Annotated in this window: 13 protein-coding genes; 10 read left to right on the forward strand and 3 right to left on the reverse strand. The window is 69.2% G+C overall.

Features of this window, described 5'->3' with window-relative positions; genetic code table 11:
* Window positions 1-73: 73 nt before the first annotated feature.
* The 10 genes from ACFWY9_RS23120 (at window position 74) to ACFWY9_RS23165 (ending at window position 14,589) form a co-directional block, all read left to right on the forward strand.
* Complete coding sequence (locus tag ACFWY9_RS23120) at window positions 74-1,432, forward strand: exopolysaccharide biosynthesis protein (protein ID WP_378323548.1); 1,359 nt, start codon at window positions 74-76, stop codon at window positions 1,430-1,432.
* Window positions 1,429-3,126 (forward strand): Wzz/FepE/Etk N-terminal domain-containing protein, encoded by a 1,698-nt coding sequence (locus tag ACFWY9_RS23125; protein WP_378323547.1) that lies wholly within the window; start codon window positions 1,429-1,431, stop codon window positions 3,124-3,126. The genes ACFWY9_RS23120 and ACFWY9_RS23125 overlap by 4 nt, the downstream gene beginning before the upstream one ends.
* A gap of 42 nt (window positions 3,127-3,168) precedes the next feature.
* Window positions 3,169-5,088, forward strand: a complete 1,920-nt coding sequence (gene asnB / locus ACFWY9_RS23130; protein WP_378323546.1) for an asparagine synthase (glutamine-hydrolyzing) — start codon at window positions 3,169-3,171, stop codon at window positions 5,086-5,088.
* Between the two features lie 7 nt (window positions 5,089-5,095).
* Window positions 5,096-7,276, forward strand: coding sequence for a bi-domain-containing oxidoreductase (locus ACFWY9_RS23135; protein ID WP_378339896.1), 2,181 nt, complete (start codon window positions 5,096-5,098; stop codon window positions 7,274-7,276).
* A complete protein-coding gene (locus ACFWY9_RS23140; RefSeq protein WP_378339897.1) occupies window positions 7,276-9,204 on the forward strand; it encodes an alginate lyase family protein in 1,929 nt (642 codons plus the stop codon). The genes ACFWY9_RS23135 and ACFWY9_RS23140 overlap by 1 nt, the downstream gene beginning before the upstream one ends.
* A gap of 58 nt (window positions 9,205-9,262) precedes the next feature.
* Window positions 9,263-10,753, forward strand: a complete 1,491-nt coding sequence (locus tag ACFWY9_RS23145) for a right-handed parallel beta-helix repeat-containing protein (RefSeq protein WP_378339909.1) — start codon at window positions 9,263-9,265, stop codon at window positions 10,751-10,753.
* 1 nt (window position 10,754) lies between these two features.
* Entirely contained in the window at window positions 10,755-12,005 is a 1,251-nt protein-coding gene (locus tag ACFWY9_RS23150) for an O-antigen ligase family protein (protein ID WP_378339898.1), read from the forward strand.
* Window positions 12,002-13,219, forward strand: a complete 1,218-nt coding sequence (locus ACFWY9_RS23155) for a glycosyltransferase (protein WP_378339899.1) — start codon at window positions 12,002-12,004, stop codon at window positions 13,217-13,219. The genes ACFWY9_RS23150 and ACFWY9_RS23155 overlap by 4 nt, the downstream gene beginning before the upstream one ends.
* Before the next feature lie 26 nt (window positions 13,220-13,245).
* Window positions 13,246-13,896, forward strand: a complete 651-nt coding sequence (locus ACFWY9_RS23160; protein ID WP_378339900.1) for a phosphatase PAP2 family protein — start codon at window positions 13,246-13,248, stop codon at window positions 13,894-13,896.
* Window positions 13,897-13,968: 72 nt separating this feature from the next.
* Complete coding sequence (locus ACFWY9_RS23165; protein WP_378323539.1) at window positions 13,969-14,589, forward strand: hypothetical protein; 621 nt, start codon at window positions 13,969-13,971, stop codon at window positions 14,587-14,589.
* On the opposite strand, the gene ACFWY9_RS23170 is transcribed toward ACFWY9_RS23165, so the two are convergent.
* From ACFWY9_RS23170 to ACFWY9_RS23180, 3 genes are all read right to left on the reverse strand, one after another.
* A complete protein-coding gene (locus ACFWY9_RS23170) occupies window positions 14,514-15,854 on the reverse strand; it encodes a DUF222 domain-containing protein (protein ID WP_378339901.1) in 1,341 nt (446 codons plus the stop codon). The genes ACFWY9_RS23165 and ACFWY9_RS23170 overlap by 76 nt on opposite strands.
* A gap of 145 nt (window positions 15,855-15,999) precedes the next feature.
* Window positions 16,000-16,224, reverse strand: a complete 225-nt coding sequence (locus tag ACFWY9_RS23175; protein WP_378323536.1) for a PASTA domain-containing protein — start codon at window positions 16,222-16,224, stop codon at window positions 16,000-16,002.
* 183 nt (window positions 16,225-16,407) lie between these two features.
* Window positions 16,408-17,874: a right-handed parallel beta-helix repeat-containing protein gene (locus ACFWY9_RS23180; RefSeq protein ID WP_378339902.1), complete on the reverse strand. Its 1,467-nt coding sequence runs from the start codon at window positions 17,872-17,874 to the stop codon at window positions 16,408-16,410.
* Between the last annotated feature and the right edge of the window lie 46 nt (window positions 17,875-17,920).

A 17,920-nucleotide genomic window follows, 5' to 3' on the forward strand; every position in this document is an offset into this window, starting at 1 on the left:
CTTCCAGCGGTGACAAGCCTTTACCAAGGCCGGATTGGTATCCACCGGCACAGTACGAGGGGAGACCCCGGCGTTGCGTGACGATACGGTGCGCCTGTCCATGGTCGGGCAGGTTCTCCGCAGGCGTTGGCGGCTGCTCGCTGTCCTCGTCGTGGTGGGGGGCCTGGCCGGTGCCGGCGCTTCCCTGCTGTTCTCCCCCGGCTACAAGACCACCGCGAGCGTGCTGATGCAGGGCCCCCGGCAGGCCGACGAGCTGCTGACCCAGGCCCAGGTCGCGACCAGCTCCGTGGTGCTCGACCGGTCCGCCGCCAACCTCGGCTGGCACGTCTCCTCCGACGACCTCCGCAAGCGGATCACCGCCTCGGCCGCGCAGGGCAACGTGGTGACCCTGGAAGTCTCCGGCGCCACCGCCGACGCGGCGAAACAGCTCGCCGACCAGGTCGCGGACCAGTTCGTGAAGTACTCGACCCAGCTGCTGGCCAACAGCATGGACCCCGCCGGGCAGCTCGCGCGGGAACAGCGGGAGACCCTGCGCCAGCAGGTCGTGCAGACCAACCAGAAGATCTCCGATCTGCAGCGTTCGGTCGAGGGCAAGGACCTGACCGTGGAAAGCGTCCAGGCCCGCACCCAGCTCGAAGGGCTGCGGACCTCGCTGGAGCAGGCGATCAACAACCTCAACCAGGCCGACGCCGCCACCGGGCAGGGCAACATGGTCGTCATGGGCCCGGCCGCGCGGCCCAGCGCCGCGGCGGCGCCGACCATGGTCCAGTTCGTCGCGGGCGGCGCCGTGTTGTTCTTCCTCGTCGGAGTCCTCGGCCACCTCTTCGCCGCGCGCGCGGACCGCAGGCTCCGGAGCGAGACGGAAATCGCCGCCGCGCTCGGTGCCCCGGTCCTTTCCGCGATCGACGTCCCCGACGCCGCCGCCCCGGCCGCCGCCACCGGACTCGGCGGGAAACTGCGCCGCGCGGTGGGCGGCGACCGGCCGTGGCACGTCCCGCGGCTCGAAATCCCGGCGGACGACCTCAACCGCGACGTCCGCTACCGGCGTGTCCTGACCCGGCTCGGGCTCACCCACGGCACCCGCGAGCGGATTCTGGTGCTCACCGCGGACGACGACGGGCCCGCGGCGGGCGCCGCCGAACAGCTCGGCGTCGCGGCCGACGCCGAGGCCGTCCCACGGTCGGCGATGGACCGTGCCGAGATCGTCGCCTCGCGTCCGATCGTCCTCGACGGCGGCGGCGTGACGGGCGTGCTCGTCGTGCTCGGCGCGGGTTCGCGGACCGCGTGGGAGCTGGTCGGGATCGCCGAGGCCTGCGCGGACGCCGGGCACGAGATCCTCGGCGCGCTGCTGGTCCATCCGGTGCGGCCCGGTGCGGAACCCTCGAAAAGCCAGGACACCGTCCGGCGCGACGCGATGGCGGGTTCGGCGTGACTACCCGGCAAACCTCCTCCCAGCCGCTGCTCGACCTGCCGCGGCTGATCGCCTCGGTCCGCCGGGGCCGCAGGCTGTGGCTTTCCCTCGCCCTGCTCGGTCTTGTAGCAGGCGGCGCGCTCGCGGTCGTCCTGCCGTCGCCGCCGACCGCGGTCACGAAGATCATCGTGCTGCACAAGGACGATTCCCCGACCGACAGCGGCACGCTGATCCGCACCGACGTCGCCCTCATGCAGACGACGCAGATCGCCGGCGCCGCGCTGAAAGCCGTCAACAGCACGCAGAAACCGGAAGACTTCCTGAAGGACTACCAGGGTCTCGGCCTGACGAACAACGTCCTGCAGGTGACGGTCAAGGGCACCAGCGCGGCCGACGCGACAGCGCGCGCCAAGGCACTCGCCGACGCGTTCATCGCCGATCACGCGCAGCGCAACCAGGCCGCCGCGTCCGCGCAGGCCAAGGCGCTGAGCGATCAGCGCAACCAGATCCAGGCCCAGCTCGCCGACGTCGACGCGCAGATCGCGGAGAAGGAGAAGACGAACGTCAGGGGCCGGACGGCAGGCAACGCGACGGAACTCGAAACGCTGTACGGCAGGCGCGCCGCGCTCACCGCGCAGATCTCCGACTTCGAACAACGCGCGCAGCAGGCCGGGATCGGCACCCCGCAGATCGCCGCGGGCACGCAGATCATCGAGACACCGCGGGTCCTGCCGCGTTCGCTGCTCAAGACCGGCGCGCTCAACAGCGGTATCGGTCTCGCGCTGGGCCTGGCACTGGGGCTCGCCCTCGCGCTCGTCACCGGCGTCGTGCGGGACAGGCCGGTGCTGCGCCGCGAGATCTCCGAACACCTCGGTGCGTCGGTCATCGCACAGCTTTCTTCGCCGCCGCGCGGTCCGGTCAAACTCTGGCGACGTTCACGCGGGGTCACCGACCGGAAGAGGATCGCGACGACACTCGTCCGCGCGATCCGCTCCGACGCCGGGTCCGTGTCGTTGCTGGAACTCGGCTGTCCGAAGGTCACCGCCGCGCTCGCCCTCGACATGGCAGCTGAACTCGATGAGCCGGTCGCGCTCGTCGACGATCTGCCGGGCGGGGAGCTGCGCACGCTCGCCGCCGCCTCGGGCAGCGAGGCCAGGCTCGTGGCCGTCGACGCCCCACCGGCCGAGCCCGAGGAACGCCGGATCGGCGTCGGCTCGGTCTCGCCGGGGGTGGCGTGGACCGACCTTGACGCGCTCGGCGAGGAGACCGTGCTCGTCGTGCGGGCAGGGAAGGAAAGCACGCTGTGGCTGCACACCGTGGCGCGGCAGCTGGCCGACCGGGCCATCCCGATCATCGGCGTCGTCGTGGTCGACCCCGATCCGCGCGACCGTACCGACGGCACGTTGTGGGACGGCCTGCACACCGCGTTGCGCGGCCGTGCGGCCGCACAGCGGTCGAAGGAACTGGACGTCCCCGAAACCACGCCGGCGATTCCGGAACCGGTGGACGACGGACGGAAGATCTCGGACTCCGAGGCCCCGACGAGGATTCTGGCGCCGGTCAAGCCGGTGGCGAAACCCAAGCCGGGCAAGCAAATCCGCAACGGCGTGCCACGCAGGCCGACACCGTTGCTGCACGATCCCGCGCACAAGGGCGAACTGCCGACCGAGCACTTTTCGCCGGTCACCGGGGAGAAGAACGCGGAAGTCTCGTGACGACCGCACCCAGTTCCACGAATTGAAGGGGACGCCACGCAGATGTGCGGCATCGCAGGCACCTATCTCTGGCCCGACGGCGGCCCGCTCACCCAGCGGCTCACGAAGGCGCTGGCCCACCGCGGCCCGGACGGCGCCGGCCACTACGAGCACGCCGCCGGCGCTGGGGAAGTCCACTTCGGACACCGACGGTTGTCGATCATCGACCTGTCGGAGACCGGCGCGCAGCCGATGGTCGCCGACGGCCTCGCGCTGACCTACAACGGAGAGCTGTACAACGCGCCGGAGCTGCGTGCCGAACTGGAGGCGGCCGGGGTGCGTTTCCGTGGCACCTCGGACACCGAGGTGGTGTTGCAGGCGTGGCGGGTGTGGGACATCGGATGCCTGCCGCGGCTGCGGGGCATGTTCGCGTTCGCGGTGTTCGACGAACGCTCCGGCGAACTCGTGCTGGCCCGCGACCAGCTCGGTATCAAGCCGCTGTTCCTGGTACGACGTGGCGGCGGGGTGGTGTTCTCCTCGGAGCTGAAGGCGCTCGCGTCCGAACTCGGTGGCTCGCTGCGCATCGACGAAGCCGCCCTCGTGGCCTCGCTGCTGTACTACTGGGTGCCGGACGGCCGGTGCGCGTTCCGGGAGGCCGAGAAGCTCCCGCCCGGCAGCTGGCTGCGCTTCCACCCCGACGGACGAACCGAACAGGGCAGCTTCTGGTCCCTGCGCGAGGTCGCGGCCGAGGGCGCCGAATACACCGGTGACGTCGATCTGGACGCGGTTGTCGCCGAGTCGACAAGGAAACACCTGCTCGCGGACGTCCCCGTCGCGACGTTCCTTTCCGGTGGGCTCGATTCGAGCTACCTGACCGCGCTCGCCGCCCGCGAGCAGCCGGGGATTTCGGCTTACACCATCGGTTTCCGCGCCGAGGACGCGAAGTTCGAGGCCATGCCGGACGATCTGCGCTACGCCCGGCAGGTCGCCGCTAAGTTCGGCGTCGACCTGCACGAGATCGAGATCGCGCCGCAGGTGCTGGACCTGCTGCCGCGGATGACCTATCACCTCGACGAGCCGATCGGCGATCCGGCGGCGATCAACACCTTCCTGATCTGCACCGCCGCGCGGGAGGCCGGGGTGAAGGTCATGCTGTCCGGGATGGGCGCCGACGAGCTGTTCGCCGGTTACCGCAAGCACCTCGCGAACGTCCTGGCGCTGCGGTACCAGCAGGTCCCCGGCGCGCTGCGCAAACCAGTCCATTCCCTTGTGGACAGACTGCCGGTCGCGACGGCGAAGCGGGGCTTCCGCTCGGTGCGGTTCGCGAAGCGATTCCTTTCGTTCGCCGAGCTGCCGGAGGAGACGGCGTTCCGGCGCAGCTACACGATGTACGACCGGGCCGAGCTGCTCGATCTGCTCAACCCGGACCTTTCGTCCACTGTGGACGACGTGCTGACCGAGCACGCCGACACGTACAACGACAACGTCCTCGACGACTTCGTCAACCGGATGTGCCTCGCGGACTCCCGGCTGTTCCTGCCCGGCCTGAACCTGACCTACACCGACCGGTCCAGCATGGCGGCCTCGACCGAGGTGCGGGTGCCCTTTGTGGACGTCGAGGTCGTCAAGGCCGCCTTCCGTATCCCCGGCAACCGCAAGATCGTGGGGCGGCAGGGGAAGATGGCGCTCAAGCAGGCCGCACTGTCCATTTTGCCCGGTGAGATCGTGCACCGGCCGAAGGGCCTGTTCAGCGCGCCGATCCGGGCGTGGATGAGCCGGGACCTCGCACCCGTGGTGCGGGAGGTCGTCAACGACGGCGAACTCGTCAAATCCGGGTTCCTGCGGCGCGAGGCGTTGCAGCGGCTCGTCGACGAGGACGCGGCCGGGCAGCAGGACCGGTCGAAACACCTCTGGCACGTACTGACTCTCGAATACTGGTACCGCGGCGCCACCGCCGCGGGCGCGGGCAGCGGTAACAACTAGGAGTGACGTGAAACAGGTAGTGCAGAACTACAAGAGCGGTGAGCTGGCCCTTCTCGAGGTGGCCGCGCCGGCGTGCAAGGCGGGCGGGGTGCTCGTGCGGACGCTGTTCTCGCTGATCTCCACCGGCACCGAGATGATGAAGGTCTCCGAGGCGAGCCTTTCCTTGGTGGGCAAGGCCCGTGCCCGGCCGGACCAGGTCGCGAAGGTTGTGCAGAGCGTGGCCACCAACGGCCTCGCCGCCACCTACCGCAAGGCCATCAACAAGCTCGACTCCTACACTCCGCTCGGCTACTCGCTGTGTGGCGTGGTGGAGCAGGTCGGCGACGGCATCGAGGACGTCCAGATCGGTGACCTCGTGGCCTGTGCGGGCAACGAGCAGGCGCTGCACGCCGAGCTGAACTGGGTGCCGAAGAACCTGTACAGCCGCGTTCCCGCCGGGGTCGATCCGCGGCACGCCGCCTTCGGCACCGTCGGTTCGATCGCGATGCAGGGTGTCCGGCGCGGGGAACCGCAGCTCGGCGATGTCGCGCTGGTGATCGGGCTCGGCCTGATCGGCCAGCTCGTCGTGCAGCTGCTGACCGCGTCCGGTGTCCGCGTCATCGGTGTCGACCCGGACCCGACGCGCTGCGAACTCGGCGAAAAGCTCGGCGCGCTGGCGTGCGGGAATCCGGCGTCCGAGCAGATCGAGGCCGCGGTCGCCGAAATCACCGCGGGCCACGGCGTCGACCAGGTCTACCTCGCGGCGGGTGGCAGCACGAACGAGCCGGTGGAGCTGGCCGCGAAGCTCGCGCGCGACCGCGGCCGCATCGTCGACATCGGCAAGTGCAAGCTCGACCTGCCGTGGAACGCTTACTACGAAAAGGAACTCGAGGTCCGGTTCTCCCGTTCGTACGGACCCGGCCGCTACGACCCGGAATACGAACTCCAGGGCCGCGACTACCCGATCGGCCAGGTGCGCTGGACGGAACGCCGCAATATCGAAAGCGTTCTCGACCTGATCGCCCGCAAGCGCATCGACGTCGAACCACTGATCTCGCACGTCGCGGACTTCTCGACCGCCGTCGAGACGTACCGCAAGCTCAACGACGGCGAGCTGAAAGCGGTGGCGGTGCTCTTCCGCTACCCGGACGCGCTGGCCGACGTCCATGTCCAGGAAGCCATTCTCACGGCGCCGCGGGTGGCTCCGGCGACCAAGGTCGCGAAGGCGCTTCCGCTGGGGCAGCCGCTGCGGCTCGGCTTCATCGGCGCGGGGAACTACGCGTCCTCGATGCTCCTGCCGCATCTGGCCGAGATGACCGATGTCCAGCTCCGGCACGTGGCCACCACCTCGGCGCTGTCCGGAGCCAACGCTCAGCGCAAGTTCGGCTTCGCCGAGGCGTCCACCGAGGTCGACAAGGTACTGGAGGACCCGTCGATCGACGCGGTGTTCGTCGTGACCCGGCACAGCTCGCACGCCGAGCTGACCCGCCGCGCGTTGCTCGCGGGCAAGGCCGTGTTCGTCGAGAAACCCCTTGCCCTGTCGGAAAAAGAGCTGACCACCGTGGTGGAGGCTATCGAGGAGTCGGGCAACGACCGGCTCCAGGTCGGGTTCAACCGCCGCTTCGCACCGCTGCTGCTGGAGGCGCGGGGCCAGTTCGGCCCGCGGGTCGGCGCGGCTTCGGTGCGCTACCTCGTCAACGCCGGACGTCTCGAGCACAACAGCTGGTACAACCAGGTCGACAGCGAGGGCTCGCGGTTCGCCGGTGAGGGCGGGCACTTCATCGACACGGTGAGCTGGCTGCTCGGCAGCGACCCGGTTTCGGTGTACGCGTGCGCGACTCCGAGCGGCGCCGACCTCCAGATCCTCCTGCGCTACCCGGACGGCTCGACGGCTTCGATCAGCTACGCCACCAGCGGGTCCAGTGGTTTCCCGAAGGAAACGCTCGACGTCGTCGCGGACGGGAAGGTCCTGAAGTTCGACGACTTCGTCCGCGCGTCGGTGTTCTCCCGCAAGAAGTGGGCCAGCTCGCGGATTCCGAAGGGCCGCGACAAGGGCCAGCGCGCCGAACTGGAGGCGTTCGTCCGCGCGGTCCGGCGCGGTTCACCGATGCCGGTTTCGCTGAATTCCCTGGTCGCGACGACGCTCACCACGTTGGCCGTACAGCGCAGCCTCACCACCGGCACCCCGGTGCGGATCGAGGGTTCGTGATGGATCCCGCCTGGTACCTGCGCCGGCTATCCCGGATGGGACCGGCCGAGATCGCCGGGCGCGTCACCGACGTCGTCCGGAAACGGCAGTGGCGTGAGCTGCCCGCCCAGTCCACGCCGTTGCCCCGGCGAAGATTCGCCGCGGTCCTCGATGACGACGTGCTCAAGGCCGTCGGCGACGAGGCCGTAACCCGGCTCGTCGCCACTGCAGACCGCTTGCTGGACGGCCATGGCGAGTACTTCGGCGTCGAACGGCACGACCTGGTCGCGCCGGAGTGGTCCCGCGACCCGAAGACCGGGCTCGGCGCACCGTCCGATGTGTACTCGTTCGACATCGACTACCGCAGCGAGGACACGGTCGGGGACATCAAGCAGATCTGGGAACCCTCACGGCACCAGCACCTGACCGTGCTCGCCGCCGCGTTCGCGCTGACCGGCGAGGTGCGGTACGCCCGGCGCGTCGCCGAACACCTGCGGTCCTGGTGGTCGGCCAACCCGCCGATGCGTGGTGTGCACTGGGTGAGCGGGATCGAACTGGGCATCCGGCTGCTGTCCTGGGTCTGGGTCCGCCGCCTGCTCGACGGCTGGCCAGGGGCGCGCGACCTGTTCGAGGACAACCCGGTGGCACTGCGGCAGATCTGGTACCACCAGCGCTGGCTCGAGGACTTCCCGAGCCGGGGTTCCTCGGCGAACAACCACGTCATCGCCGAGGCGGCCGGGCAGCTCGCCGCCGCGAGCGCGTTCGCGTGGTTCCCGGAATCCCCGGGCTGGCGGGCGGACGCGCTGCGCTCGCTCGACGAGCACCTGCGCGCGAACACCTTCGACTCCGGCCTGAACCGCGAGCTGGCCACCGAGTACCACGGCCTCGTCCTGGAACTGGGTCTCGCGGCGGCACTGGAGGCGAACGCCGCGGGCGCCCACGTTCCGGATTCGACCTGGCTCGTCCTGCGACGGATGTGCGACGCACTGGCGTCCATTGTGGACGTGAAGCTGCATCCGCCGAGGCAGGGTGACGCCGACGACGGTTTCGGCCTGATCCTCGACGGTCCCGACGTCGGTCGCTGGGCGTCGTTGCTCGCCACCGGGGACGCGCTGTTCGGCCGTCGCGACTGGTGGCCGGAAGTGTCCGAAAAGGACGTACGAACCCCGCTGCTCGCCGCGCTCGGCCCGGTGCCACAGCCGACGTCCGCGCGGCCCGCGCGCCACCCGGCGCATCACGCCGACGCCGGGATGACCATCCTGCGTTCGCGCGGTGAAACGGGGGAGATCTGGTGCCGGTGCGACGCCGGGCCGCACGGCTTCCTCTCGATCGCCGCCCACGCGCACGCCGACGCGCTCTCGGTGGAGGTGCGGCACGACGGCGTCGAGATCCTCGCGGACCCGGGAACGTATTGCTACCACGGCGAACCCCGCTGGCGGTCGTACTTCCGGTCCACCCTCGGCCACAACACCCTGGAGCTGGACGGTGCCGATCAGTCTGCTTCGGGCGGTCCGTTCCTGTGGGTCCGGCACGCGCACAGCACGGTTCTCGACGTGCATACTCCGGACAGTGGCCCGTCGCGCTGGAGTGCCGAGCATGACGGCTACCGTCCGGCGATCCACCGCCGCTCGGTGACACTCGACGGCGGGGTGCTCACGATCCTCGACGAGGTCGACGGCTCGGAAGGTCGCTGGGGCAGGCTCGCCTTCCATCTCGGGCCCGCGGTCGACGTCTCGCTCGATGGGCACACCGCGAGTCTGAAGTGGACACAAGGGCGCGCCGCGGTGCTGGAACTCCCGCCGGAGCTGGCTTGGACGGCACACCGGGGCCAGGAGGATCCGCCGCTGGGCTGGTATTCCGCGGGCTTCGGCCGTCGTGAGCCCGCGACGACGTTGGTCGGCAGTGGCGGTGCCGGTGCGGTGACCACGAGACTGAGATTCGCGAGATAGTCCACAGTAGACAGTCCAGATCGGAAGGAGGTTCGCGGTGATCCGCACGAAAAGCCTGATGGCGCTGCTGGGCGTGGCAGCGCTGGTACTGAGCGCGTGTTCCGGGCAGGACGGCGACGCCGCGAACCGGCCGCCGTCGGCCGCGCCGTCCGGGCAGGTCGCGGCGGTGTGCGACAAGCTGCCGCCCGGCCCGGCCACCGCACCGGCGGGCGCGGTGACGATCGACCCGGCCGTCAAGGGGGACATCCGGGAGAAGACCAAGTCCAGCCCAGCGGGTACGACGTTCTGGCTGGCGCCGGGCGCGCACCTGCTCGGTGACGACCGGTACAACCAGGTAGAGCCGAAGGACGGCGATGTCTACATCGGTGCGCCCGGGGCCATTGTGGACGGTAAGAAGCTCAACAACTACGCGTTCACCGGCCACGCGAAGAACGTCAAAATCCAGAACCTGACCGTCCAGGGTTTCACCGCGCCCCGCGACGAGGGCGTGGTCAACCACGACTCCGGCGACGGCTGGGTGATCGAGCACAGCGCGATCCAGGACAACGACGGCGCCGGGCTGATGGCGGGCGACCGTCAACAGGTCAGGGGCAACTGCCTGCGACGCAACGGGCAGTACGGGATGAACGCGTTCGCCGAGGGCAACCGGATCACCGGGCTCGTCGTCGAGGGCAACGAGATCGCCGGGAACAACACCGGTGACTGGGAGAAACACGTCGACGGCTGCGGCTGCACCGGCGGCGTCAAGTTCTGGTCGGTCAACGGCGCAGACATCAGCGGGAACTGGGTGCACGACAACCGCGGCACCGGCCTGTGGGCCGACACGAACAACAACGACTTCCTCATCGCGAGCAATGTCATCGAGGGCAACGACGGCGCCGCGATCTTCTACGAGATCAGCTACAACGCGATCATCCGGGACAACACCATCCGCCGGAACAACTGGGTCGACGGCCGCAAGCGCGCGGACAGCGGCGACAACTTCCCGGCGGGCACCATCTACCTGTCCGAGGCGGGCGGCGACCCACGGGTGAAGGCCCGCACCGACAAGATCGATGTCTTCGGCAACGTGCTGCAGGACAACTGGTCCGGCGTGACGTTGTGGGAGAACGCCGACCGGTTCTGCAACAGCCCGGCTAACACCTCCACCGACTCCTGTACCCGCCTGGTCACCAATCGTACCCAGTGCGCGGCGCCCGGAATCGACACCGCACAGTTAAAGGCCGACTGCCGCTGGAAGACCCAGCGCGTCGACATTCACGACAACCGGTTCCTGCTCGACCCCGCCGTCATCGGCTGCACGGTCACCTGCGGCCGGATGGCGTTGCTGTCGAACTACGGCACCTACCCGGAGTGGTCGCCGTACAAGGGCGGCGTGGTGCAGGACGCGATCACGTTCAACCAGGGCAACCGCTGGTACCACAACACCTACGCCGGCCCGTGGACGTTCGTGGTTCACCAGCCCGGCCAGGTCGTCGAGTTCGGGGAGTGGCAGGGCGCGCCGTACCAGCAGGACAAGGAGAGCACGTTCAGCAGGGGTGGTGGCTGACGTGGCCGACACGACCGCGCGGACGCCCGCCTACTCGTCCATTGTGGACACAGAGCGCCCGCCGAAACTGGTGGGTGCCGCGTGGGCACTGCTGATCATCAACACCCTCGGCTCGACCGGGGCGCAGACCGTGATCCCGCTGCCGCGTTCGGTGAGCCAGCTCGTCACCATGGGCTCCCTGATGACGGCGTTCGTGCTGGCGCTGGTGCTCAACCCCCGCCTCCGGATCCGGCCGAGCGCCTATCTGCTGCTGCTCACGTTCCTGCTGCTCACCAGCATCGTGGCGAGCGTGGACCTGCAGTCGGGCCTCGGCGCGCTCTTCCGGTGCTTCCGGTTTTCGGTTTTCCTGGCCACCCTGTGGCTGCTGACGCGGTGGTGGGACGGTGGTGTCACGTTCGTCCGGCACCACATCCGCGCGTACGGCGCGATCCTCGTGACCGTGGCGATCGGGCTCGTCGTCGCACCGGGCAAGGCTTTTCCGGACATCTACGGCGGCAGGCTCTCCGGTGCGGTGTGGCCGCTCACCCCGCCGCAGGTCGGACAGTACGCGGCGATCATCGCCGGACTTTCGCTGCTGCTCTGGCTCGGCCGCCGGACGGACCGCTGGAGCGCGCTGGCCGTCGTCGTCCCGTCGCTCGGCCTCCTGCTGCTGACCCACACCCGCACGGCGACGCTCGGCCTCGTCGTCGGGCTGGCGGTCGCGCTCGGCTCGCTGCTGCTGACCAGCCCCCGCGTGCGGAAGGTGTTCGCGTGGAGCGCGCTGGTGGTCGGGTTCGCGGCGGTCGCGCTGGCCTCGGCGTTGCAGACCTGGTTCCTGCGCGGGCAGAGCGCGGACAACTTCTCCAGTCTGACCGGCCGTGCGAAGGTGTGGGACGCCCTGCTGGACGCGCCGCGCTCGACGTTCGACTATCTCTTCGGCGTCGGGCTGACCGACAAGTCCTACGCCGGGCTGCCGATCGACAACAGCTGGCTGGCGGTCTACCACGAGCAGGGCTACCTCGGGATAGGACTGGTGGCGGCCTTCCTGCTGGTCCTGGTGGCCGTCGCGGTCCTGCGTCCGCCCTCGCTGCAACGCGCCTGCGCGATCTTCCTGATCGCGTACTGCCTGAGCGCGTCCTACACCGAGGCCGGGCTGGGCGACGCCTCGCCGTATCTGCTGCACCTGGCGGTCGCGGCGTCCTTGCTGGCCCGCGGTCCGGCGTCGGACAGTGCCGAAGAGAAGTTCATTCCCGGGGGAGGGGTGCGACGATGAAGGTGCTGGTGGTGCACAACCGCTACCGGTCCGAGCAGCCGAGCGGCGAGAACACCGTCGTCGACCAGGAGATGGCCCTGCTCGCCGACGGCGGGCACCAGGTCGGGTTGTTCGAACGCCGCAGCGACGACATCGCCTCGATGTCCTTGCCGCGTAAGGCCGCCGTGCCATTGCTCGTGCCGTGGAACCCGGCAGCGCGGCGAGACCTGGTGACCCGCTTGCGGGCCGACCGCCCGGACGTTGTGCACCTGCACAACACGTTCCCGCTGCTCTCGCCGTCGGTCGTGGCCGCTTGCGCGGACGCGCGGGTGCCGGTGGTCGCGACGCTGCACAACTACACGATGGTCTGTCCACCTGGGACGCTTTACCGCGACGGGCGCGTCTGCACCGACTGCGTCGGCGGCTCGCCGCTGCCCGCCGTGCGGCACGGCTGCTACCGGGGTTCCGCGGTCGCGACGGCGCCGATGGCGGTGAGCATGGTCGCGAACCGGCGGCGCTGGTGGTCCGGGATCGACCGGTTCTTCTGCATTTCGGCCGCACAGCGTGCCACGCTGGTGGCGGCGGGGATGCCCGCCGAACGGCTCGTCGTGAAGCACAACTTCGTCCCCGACCCTGGTGTGCGTCGGTCCGGCACGGGCTCCCACATACTGTTTCTCGGCCGGATCACCGCGGAGAAGGGCATCCTGACCTTGATGACCGCGTGGGATCGCGTGGCGGCCTCCGGTGGTCTCGGGTTACCGCTGGTCATCGCGGGCACCGGCCCACTCTCCGACGACGTCTCTCGCTGGGCCTCGGGCCGGGAGGACGTCCGGTATGTGGGCCTGCAGTCCAAAGAGGACTGCCGAGCGCTGACCGCGGACGCCGCCGCGGTGGTCGCGCCCTCGTCGTGGCTGGAGGCGTTCGGGCTGGTAGTCGTCGAGGCGATGGCCGCCGGCGTGCCAACGGTCGCGGCGGCTCACGGGGCTTTCACCGAGCTGGTCGATGATGGGGAGACGGGCCTGCTGCACCGCCCGGACGATCCGGCGTCGCTGGCGGAGTGCCTGCGGCGGATCGTCTCGGCGGACAACCGCGCGATGGGCGAAGTGGCGAGGCTGCGCTACGAAAAGGGCTTCACGCCGTCGGTCGGGCTGGACCGGCTGATCGCCGGATACACCGACGCGATCGCCACCCACACCTCGTCCGGCGGTGCGGGCCGGGCGAGGAGCATGCGCTGACTGACGTACGAGGCAACGCCCGCCGGGTGTTCGACGCCGTCGCGTCCGCACCCGCGGCCTTGCCGCCCCTGCTGCGTGCTCCGGCTCTCGTGCTGGTGATTCTCGGTGTGCTCGTGGTTTTCGTGCTCGCCGTGGTCTTCGCGGGCGAGACGTCGGTCGGCGGCGTGGACGCGGCGATCCTGCCCGCCATCGACGGCGTTACGCCGCCGCTGCGCTACGCGGCGTTGGTGTTCGATTTCGGCGGTGAACCACTGGGCTCGCCGCTGCTGGTGGCGGCGGTGGCAGGGATGTGTCTGTGGCGGCGCCGGATGCGGCTCGCGGTGGTGACCATCGCCGGGGTCGTCGTGACGGTCGGGGTGACCAGTGTGCTGAAACCCGTTGTCGGCCGGATGATCCACGGCCACTACTTGTCGTTCCCCAGCGGCCACACCGCTTTCGCGACCGCGTTGGCCGTGGTGGTGGCGTTGCTCTTCGCCGAGCGGCTGAGCCGGGTCGCGGCCGTGTCGCTGCTCCTGGGGTTGGGGCTGATCGCCGCGTTGCTGATGGGCTGGGCGCAGGTCGCGCTCGGGGCGCACTATCCGACCGACGCGCTGGGCGGCTTCTTCGCGGCACTCGCCGTCATGCTCGCGGTGGCCTGGTGCGTGGACCGGCTCTTGCCCCGCCGTCACGCTGGATGATCAAGCGCTAACCTTGAGCACCAAATACGGCCTTTCGGCTCAGTATCTTGCGCCGAATGCTCAGGGGGAGACATGTCGGAGGAGATGAAGAGCGCGGTGCGCACCAACGTGTCCGGCACCGCGGACACCGTCGTGCAGGTCGCGGAGCAGCATGGCGACACGAACATCCACCTGCCGCGGAAACCCGGTTCGCCGTGGCTGATCGGCGCGATGCTCTTCGTGGTCATCGTGGCCGCGGCCGTGGTCGTTTATCTCGAGCACGAGCGGCTGTCCGCCCGGTCAGCGCCGGAGTCGCAGACGCCTTCGGTCCAACCTCCGGCTGCGGGCGGGGTTCTCGACTGTGGTCCCACCGCGCAACCGATCTACAGCGGTTCCTATCGAGGCTGTGAGATCAAGAACGCGAACATGGGGCAGAAAACTCACGTTTCGGCCGATTGGGGCTCCAGGAGAAGGACACTGCTGGTGATCGGTCAGGGCTACCAGTTGTATGTCGCGGACAACGACGGGCCGTTCAGCACGCTGGGCAAGGTCGCCGCCTCGGGAGGCGGCGGCCTCTTCTTCACCTATACCGGGGACAACGCGGGCTACGTCCGGTTTCTCGCCACGGATTCGAAGCGTTACTGCCTCGACCTCACCGCGGCCCCCGTCGGCTCCGGGAAGCCGGCGACGCGAGGCGACTGGTACGTCTGCTGACCGGCGATCGGCCGATCCGCGACGTGAAAGACGTTGCGTCTCGGTCTGCGCAGGGGGTCCAGGTAATCCGGCGGGATGAACTCGGGGAGTCCGTCTTCGGCGACGCGGACCGACCAGCCGGCGTGATGCAGCAGCCGGTGGTGGGCGCCGCAGAGCAGGACGAAATTCCGGAGGACGGTGAGTCCGCCGTTCACCCACTCGAGCACGTGGTGGGCGTCGCAGTGTCTCGGTTTCCGCCGACAGCCTGGGAACGCGCAGCCGCCGTCCCGGATGACCAACGCCTTGCGCAGGGCCGGGGTGACGAGTCGCTTGGCCCGGCCGAGGTCGAGGGGTTCGCCCTGGGAACCCAGTACCGCAGGGATGACCTGGCAGTCGCAGGCCAGCACCCGGGCCTCGGTGGCGGAGATCTTGCTGACCATGTCCAGGCAGGCGGTGCCGAGCTGGGACTTCAAGTCCTCCAACGTCACCGTGACCAGCAATTGGGCGCGGTCGCCGCCGGGCGCGTCGGGGGTGTTGGCGAGCATGGCGATGGCTTCGCCGAAGGCTTCCCCGTAACGCTGGGACGGCGATCGCAAGTCCGGCCACTTCTCTTCGCCCGCGGGGCGAGGGGTGGCCAGCGGGTCGAGGACGGTGCTGAGCCGGACTCCGGTGATGGGGTCGAGTTGCCCGTCGATGTCGAACCAGCCGTCTTTCCGTTGCCGCAGCCGTAACTCGGGTTTGCGGTCTGACGGCGTCGGGTCCTTCGGTGGCTTTCCGTCCTGATCCATGCGGGCCAGGATCTCGTCGGCGGCCTTGGCCACTTCCTGTGGTGTCGCGTGGCGGGCGAGTTCGACGAGGATCTTCTCCGCGCTGCTTCTGTCCTCTTCGGACACAAAGCTGGGGACCTTCTTGAGGAAGTGGAGGATCGTGTCGCTGTGGTGTGGCCCGATCTCACCGTCAAGAGCGGCCGTCCCGGTTGCGGGCGCGTCCGCGGGGAGTTCGGTACCGTCGATGTTACGGCCGGGATTCAACCCGTGGGCCCGATCGAGGTACTTTTTGGCTTCACCACGCGACATTCGCCCCAGGTGCGCGAACCATGCCGCGGTGGATCTGTAGCCGTACAGCTCGGAGGCGCCACGCGCGTCGATCTCTACGAGGAACTGCCCGAGCTCGGCGTCCAGGCGCCACATGGACTCCAGCCGTGTACGCACCTCGTCGGCGAGTTCACGACCGGATCGCCGCCACAGCTCCTGCGGCGGTTCCAGAGTGGACGGATTCTCGGACACGCCACCATCATACCGCGCTACTAGAACATACGTTCGACACGAACGAGTGAATTCCGACGTGGTGCTTCCGCGCTGATGGTCCGTGAAGGCCTCCTTCACAGCGCTCAACGCCGGTAAGGAGGCCTTCACGGCATTGGGCGAGGGCTCAGCGGTCCGTGTACTTCACCGCGGTCAGCGTGATCACCGTGTGCGGCGGGACCTTCGTGCCCGCCGGCGGATCCTGGCCCACCTGCACCCAGTTCCGGTCGTTGATCAGGGCCCGGCCCAGCCCCTTCCCATCCACCTCGCGCAGGTTGTAGAGCCCGGCGGCCTGCATGGTGTCCTGCGCCTGCTGGTGGTTCATCCCGGAGACGTCGGGGACCGTGATCAACTTCGCCGCGGTGCTGCTGGTGGGAGAGCCTCCGGTCGGCGCCGAGGACGCGGGAGAACGCTGTTGCCCGGGTGCCCCGCAAGCGGACAGCGCAGCGACGAGAACCACCAACGGCACGGCTTTCCGAACTATCGAAGACAACCGCATCCCCTCTCGCCGACGTCCTCACGAACAGTGTGGCACTCAGGAGCCGCTGAAGGTACTCCCCGCGTCCTGCCCGTACGGCGCGGCCTGCCAGCGCGCGACGTCGAAGGTTCGTGACGTGTCGTGCGCGGTGAAGCGCCACGGGCCGGTGTAGGTGTTCGACCGCCAGTGGTTGTCCTGCCCGAACGTGACCGCCTCCTGCACCACCTCACCGTGGTACGGCGACCAGTCCGGGTACGTCCCGAAGTTCGCCAGTAACGCCATCCGCCCGCACGATCCCACGGCACAACCGAGCCGCCCGGGATCGAAGCGGAACGTGTTCTCGTGAATGGAAACCCGCTGCGTCTTCCACCGGCAGTCCGCGTATTTCGCGCCGGACGCGATTTCCGGCTGCGCGCACGAAGATGTCGGGCCGTTCGTCCGGGTGCAGTAGTTCGTCGAGGTGTTCGCGGGGCTGTTGCAGAAGCGGTCCGCGTTCTCCCACAGCGTGATCCCGGACCAGTTGTCCTCGAACGTGTTCCCGGTGATGTCGATGGACGACGTCCTGGCTCGCACGCGCGGTTCCCCACCGGACTCCGAGAGATACACCGTCGCCGTCGGGAAGTTGTCACCGCGGTCGGCGAACCGGCGGCCCTGCACGACGCCGTTGCCGCGGAAGGTGTTGTTGCGCAGGATCAGGTTGTAACTGGTCTCGTAGAACAGCCCTTCCGCCTCGTTCGCCTCGAACAGGTTGTCCTCGACGAGGAAGTCGTTGTTGTTCGTGTCCGCCCACAGGCCGGCGCCGTGGTTGTGGTGGATCCGGTTCCGCCGCACGTCGGCGCCGTCGACCACCCAGAACTTCGCGCCACCGCTGCATCCGCAGCCCGGGACCTTCGTTTCCCAGTCGCCGGTGTTGTTGCCGGTGATCTCGTTGTCCTCCAGCACGAGCCCGGTGATCCCGTCGCCAGGCTGATAGGCGTTCAGCCCGTACTGCCCGTTGTCCCGCAGGCAGGTGTGCCGCACCTGTTGCCGCGCACCGGCCATCAGCCCGGCGCCCTCGTTCCGTTCGATCGTGGCGTTCTCGATCGTCCAGCCGTCCCCGGAATCGTGGTTCACCACACCCTGGTCCTGTGGCGCGGCGAAGCCTCGCACGGTGAGGTTCCGGATGACGACGTCGTGCGCGCGGCCGGTGAAGGCGAACTTGTTGACCCCGCGCCCGTCCAGCACCGCACCGGGCGCGCCGAGGTAGACGTCGCCGTCCTGGGGGACGACCTGGCCGAACTCGTCCTTGCCGAGGGTGTGCGTGCCGGGCCCGAGCCAGAACGTCGTCCCGGGCGGGGACGCCGTGGTCTTCGCGGTCAGGTCGGCGTCCACCGCGGGATCGACGAGGACGGCACCAGCAGGCGCCGACGGGTACGAGACCGGCTGGTGGTCGCAGACCGGCGCGCCGGGGGCGGCTGCCGCCAAGGCCGGGAAAAGACACGACATCAGCAGCGCGGACGCCAGCAGCACACCTGATCTCGGCATACGGGTAACGGTACGTCCGACCGGGCGTCATCGCTGTCACCCCGAA

Source organism: Amycolatopsis sp. NPDC059027 (genome assembly GCF_042739735.1).
Lineage (GTDB): Bacteria > Actinomycetota > Actinomycetes > Mycobacteriales > Pseudonocardiaceae > Amycolatopsis.

What these genes read in the sequence shown, in the direction of transcription:
- asnB (WP_378323546.1), top strand. Translation starts at nt 3,169, where the DNA reads ATGTGCGGCATCGCAGGCACCTATCTCTGGCCCGACGGCGGCCCGCTC.
- ACFWY9_RS23140 (WP_378339897.1), top strand. Translation starts at nt 7,276, where the DNA reads ATGGATCCCGCCTGGTACCTGCGCCGGCTATCCCGGATGGGACCGGCC.
- ACFWY9_RS23145 (WP_378339909.1), top strand. Translation starts at nt 9,263, where the DNA reads ATGGCGCTGCTGGGCGTGGCAGCGCTGGTACTGAGCGCGTGTTCCGGG.
- ACFWY9_RS23155 (WP_378339899.1), top strand. Translation starts at nt 12,002, where the DNA reads ATGAAGGTGCTGGTGGTGCACAACCGCTACCGGTCCGAGCAGCCGAGC.
- ACFWY9_RS23165 (WP_378323539.1), top strand. Translation starts at nt 13,969, where the DNA reads ATGTCGGAGGAGATGAAGAGCGCGGTGCGCACCAACGTGTCCGGCACC.
- ACFWY9_RS23180 (WP_378339902.1), bottom strand. Translation starts at nt 17,874, where the DNA reads ATGCCGAGATCAGGTGTGCTGCTGGCGTCCGCGCTGCTGATGTCGTGT.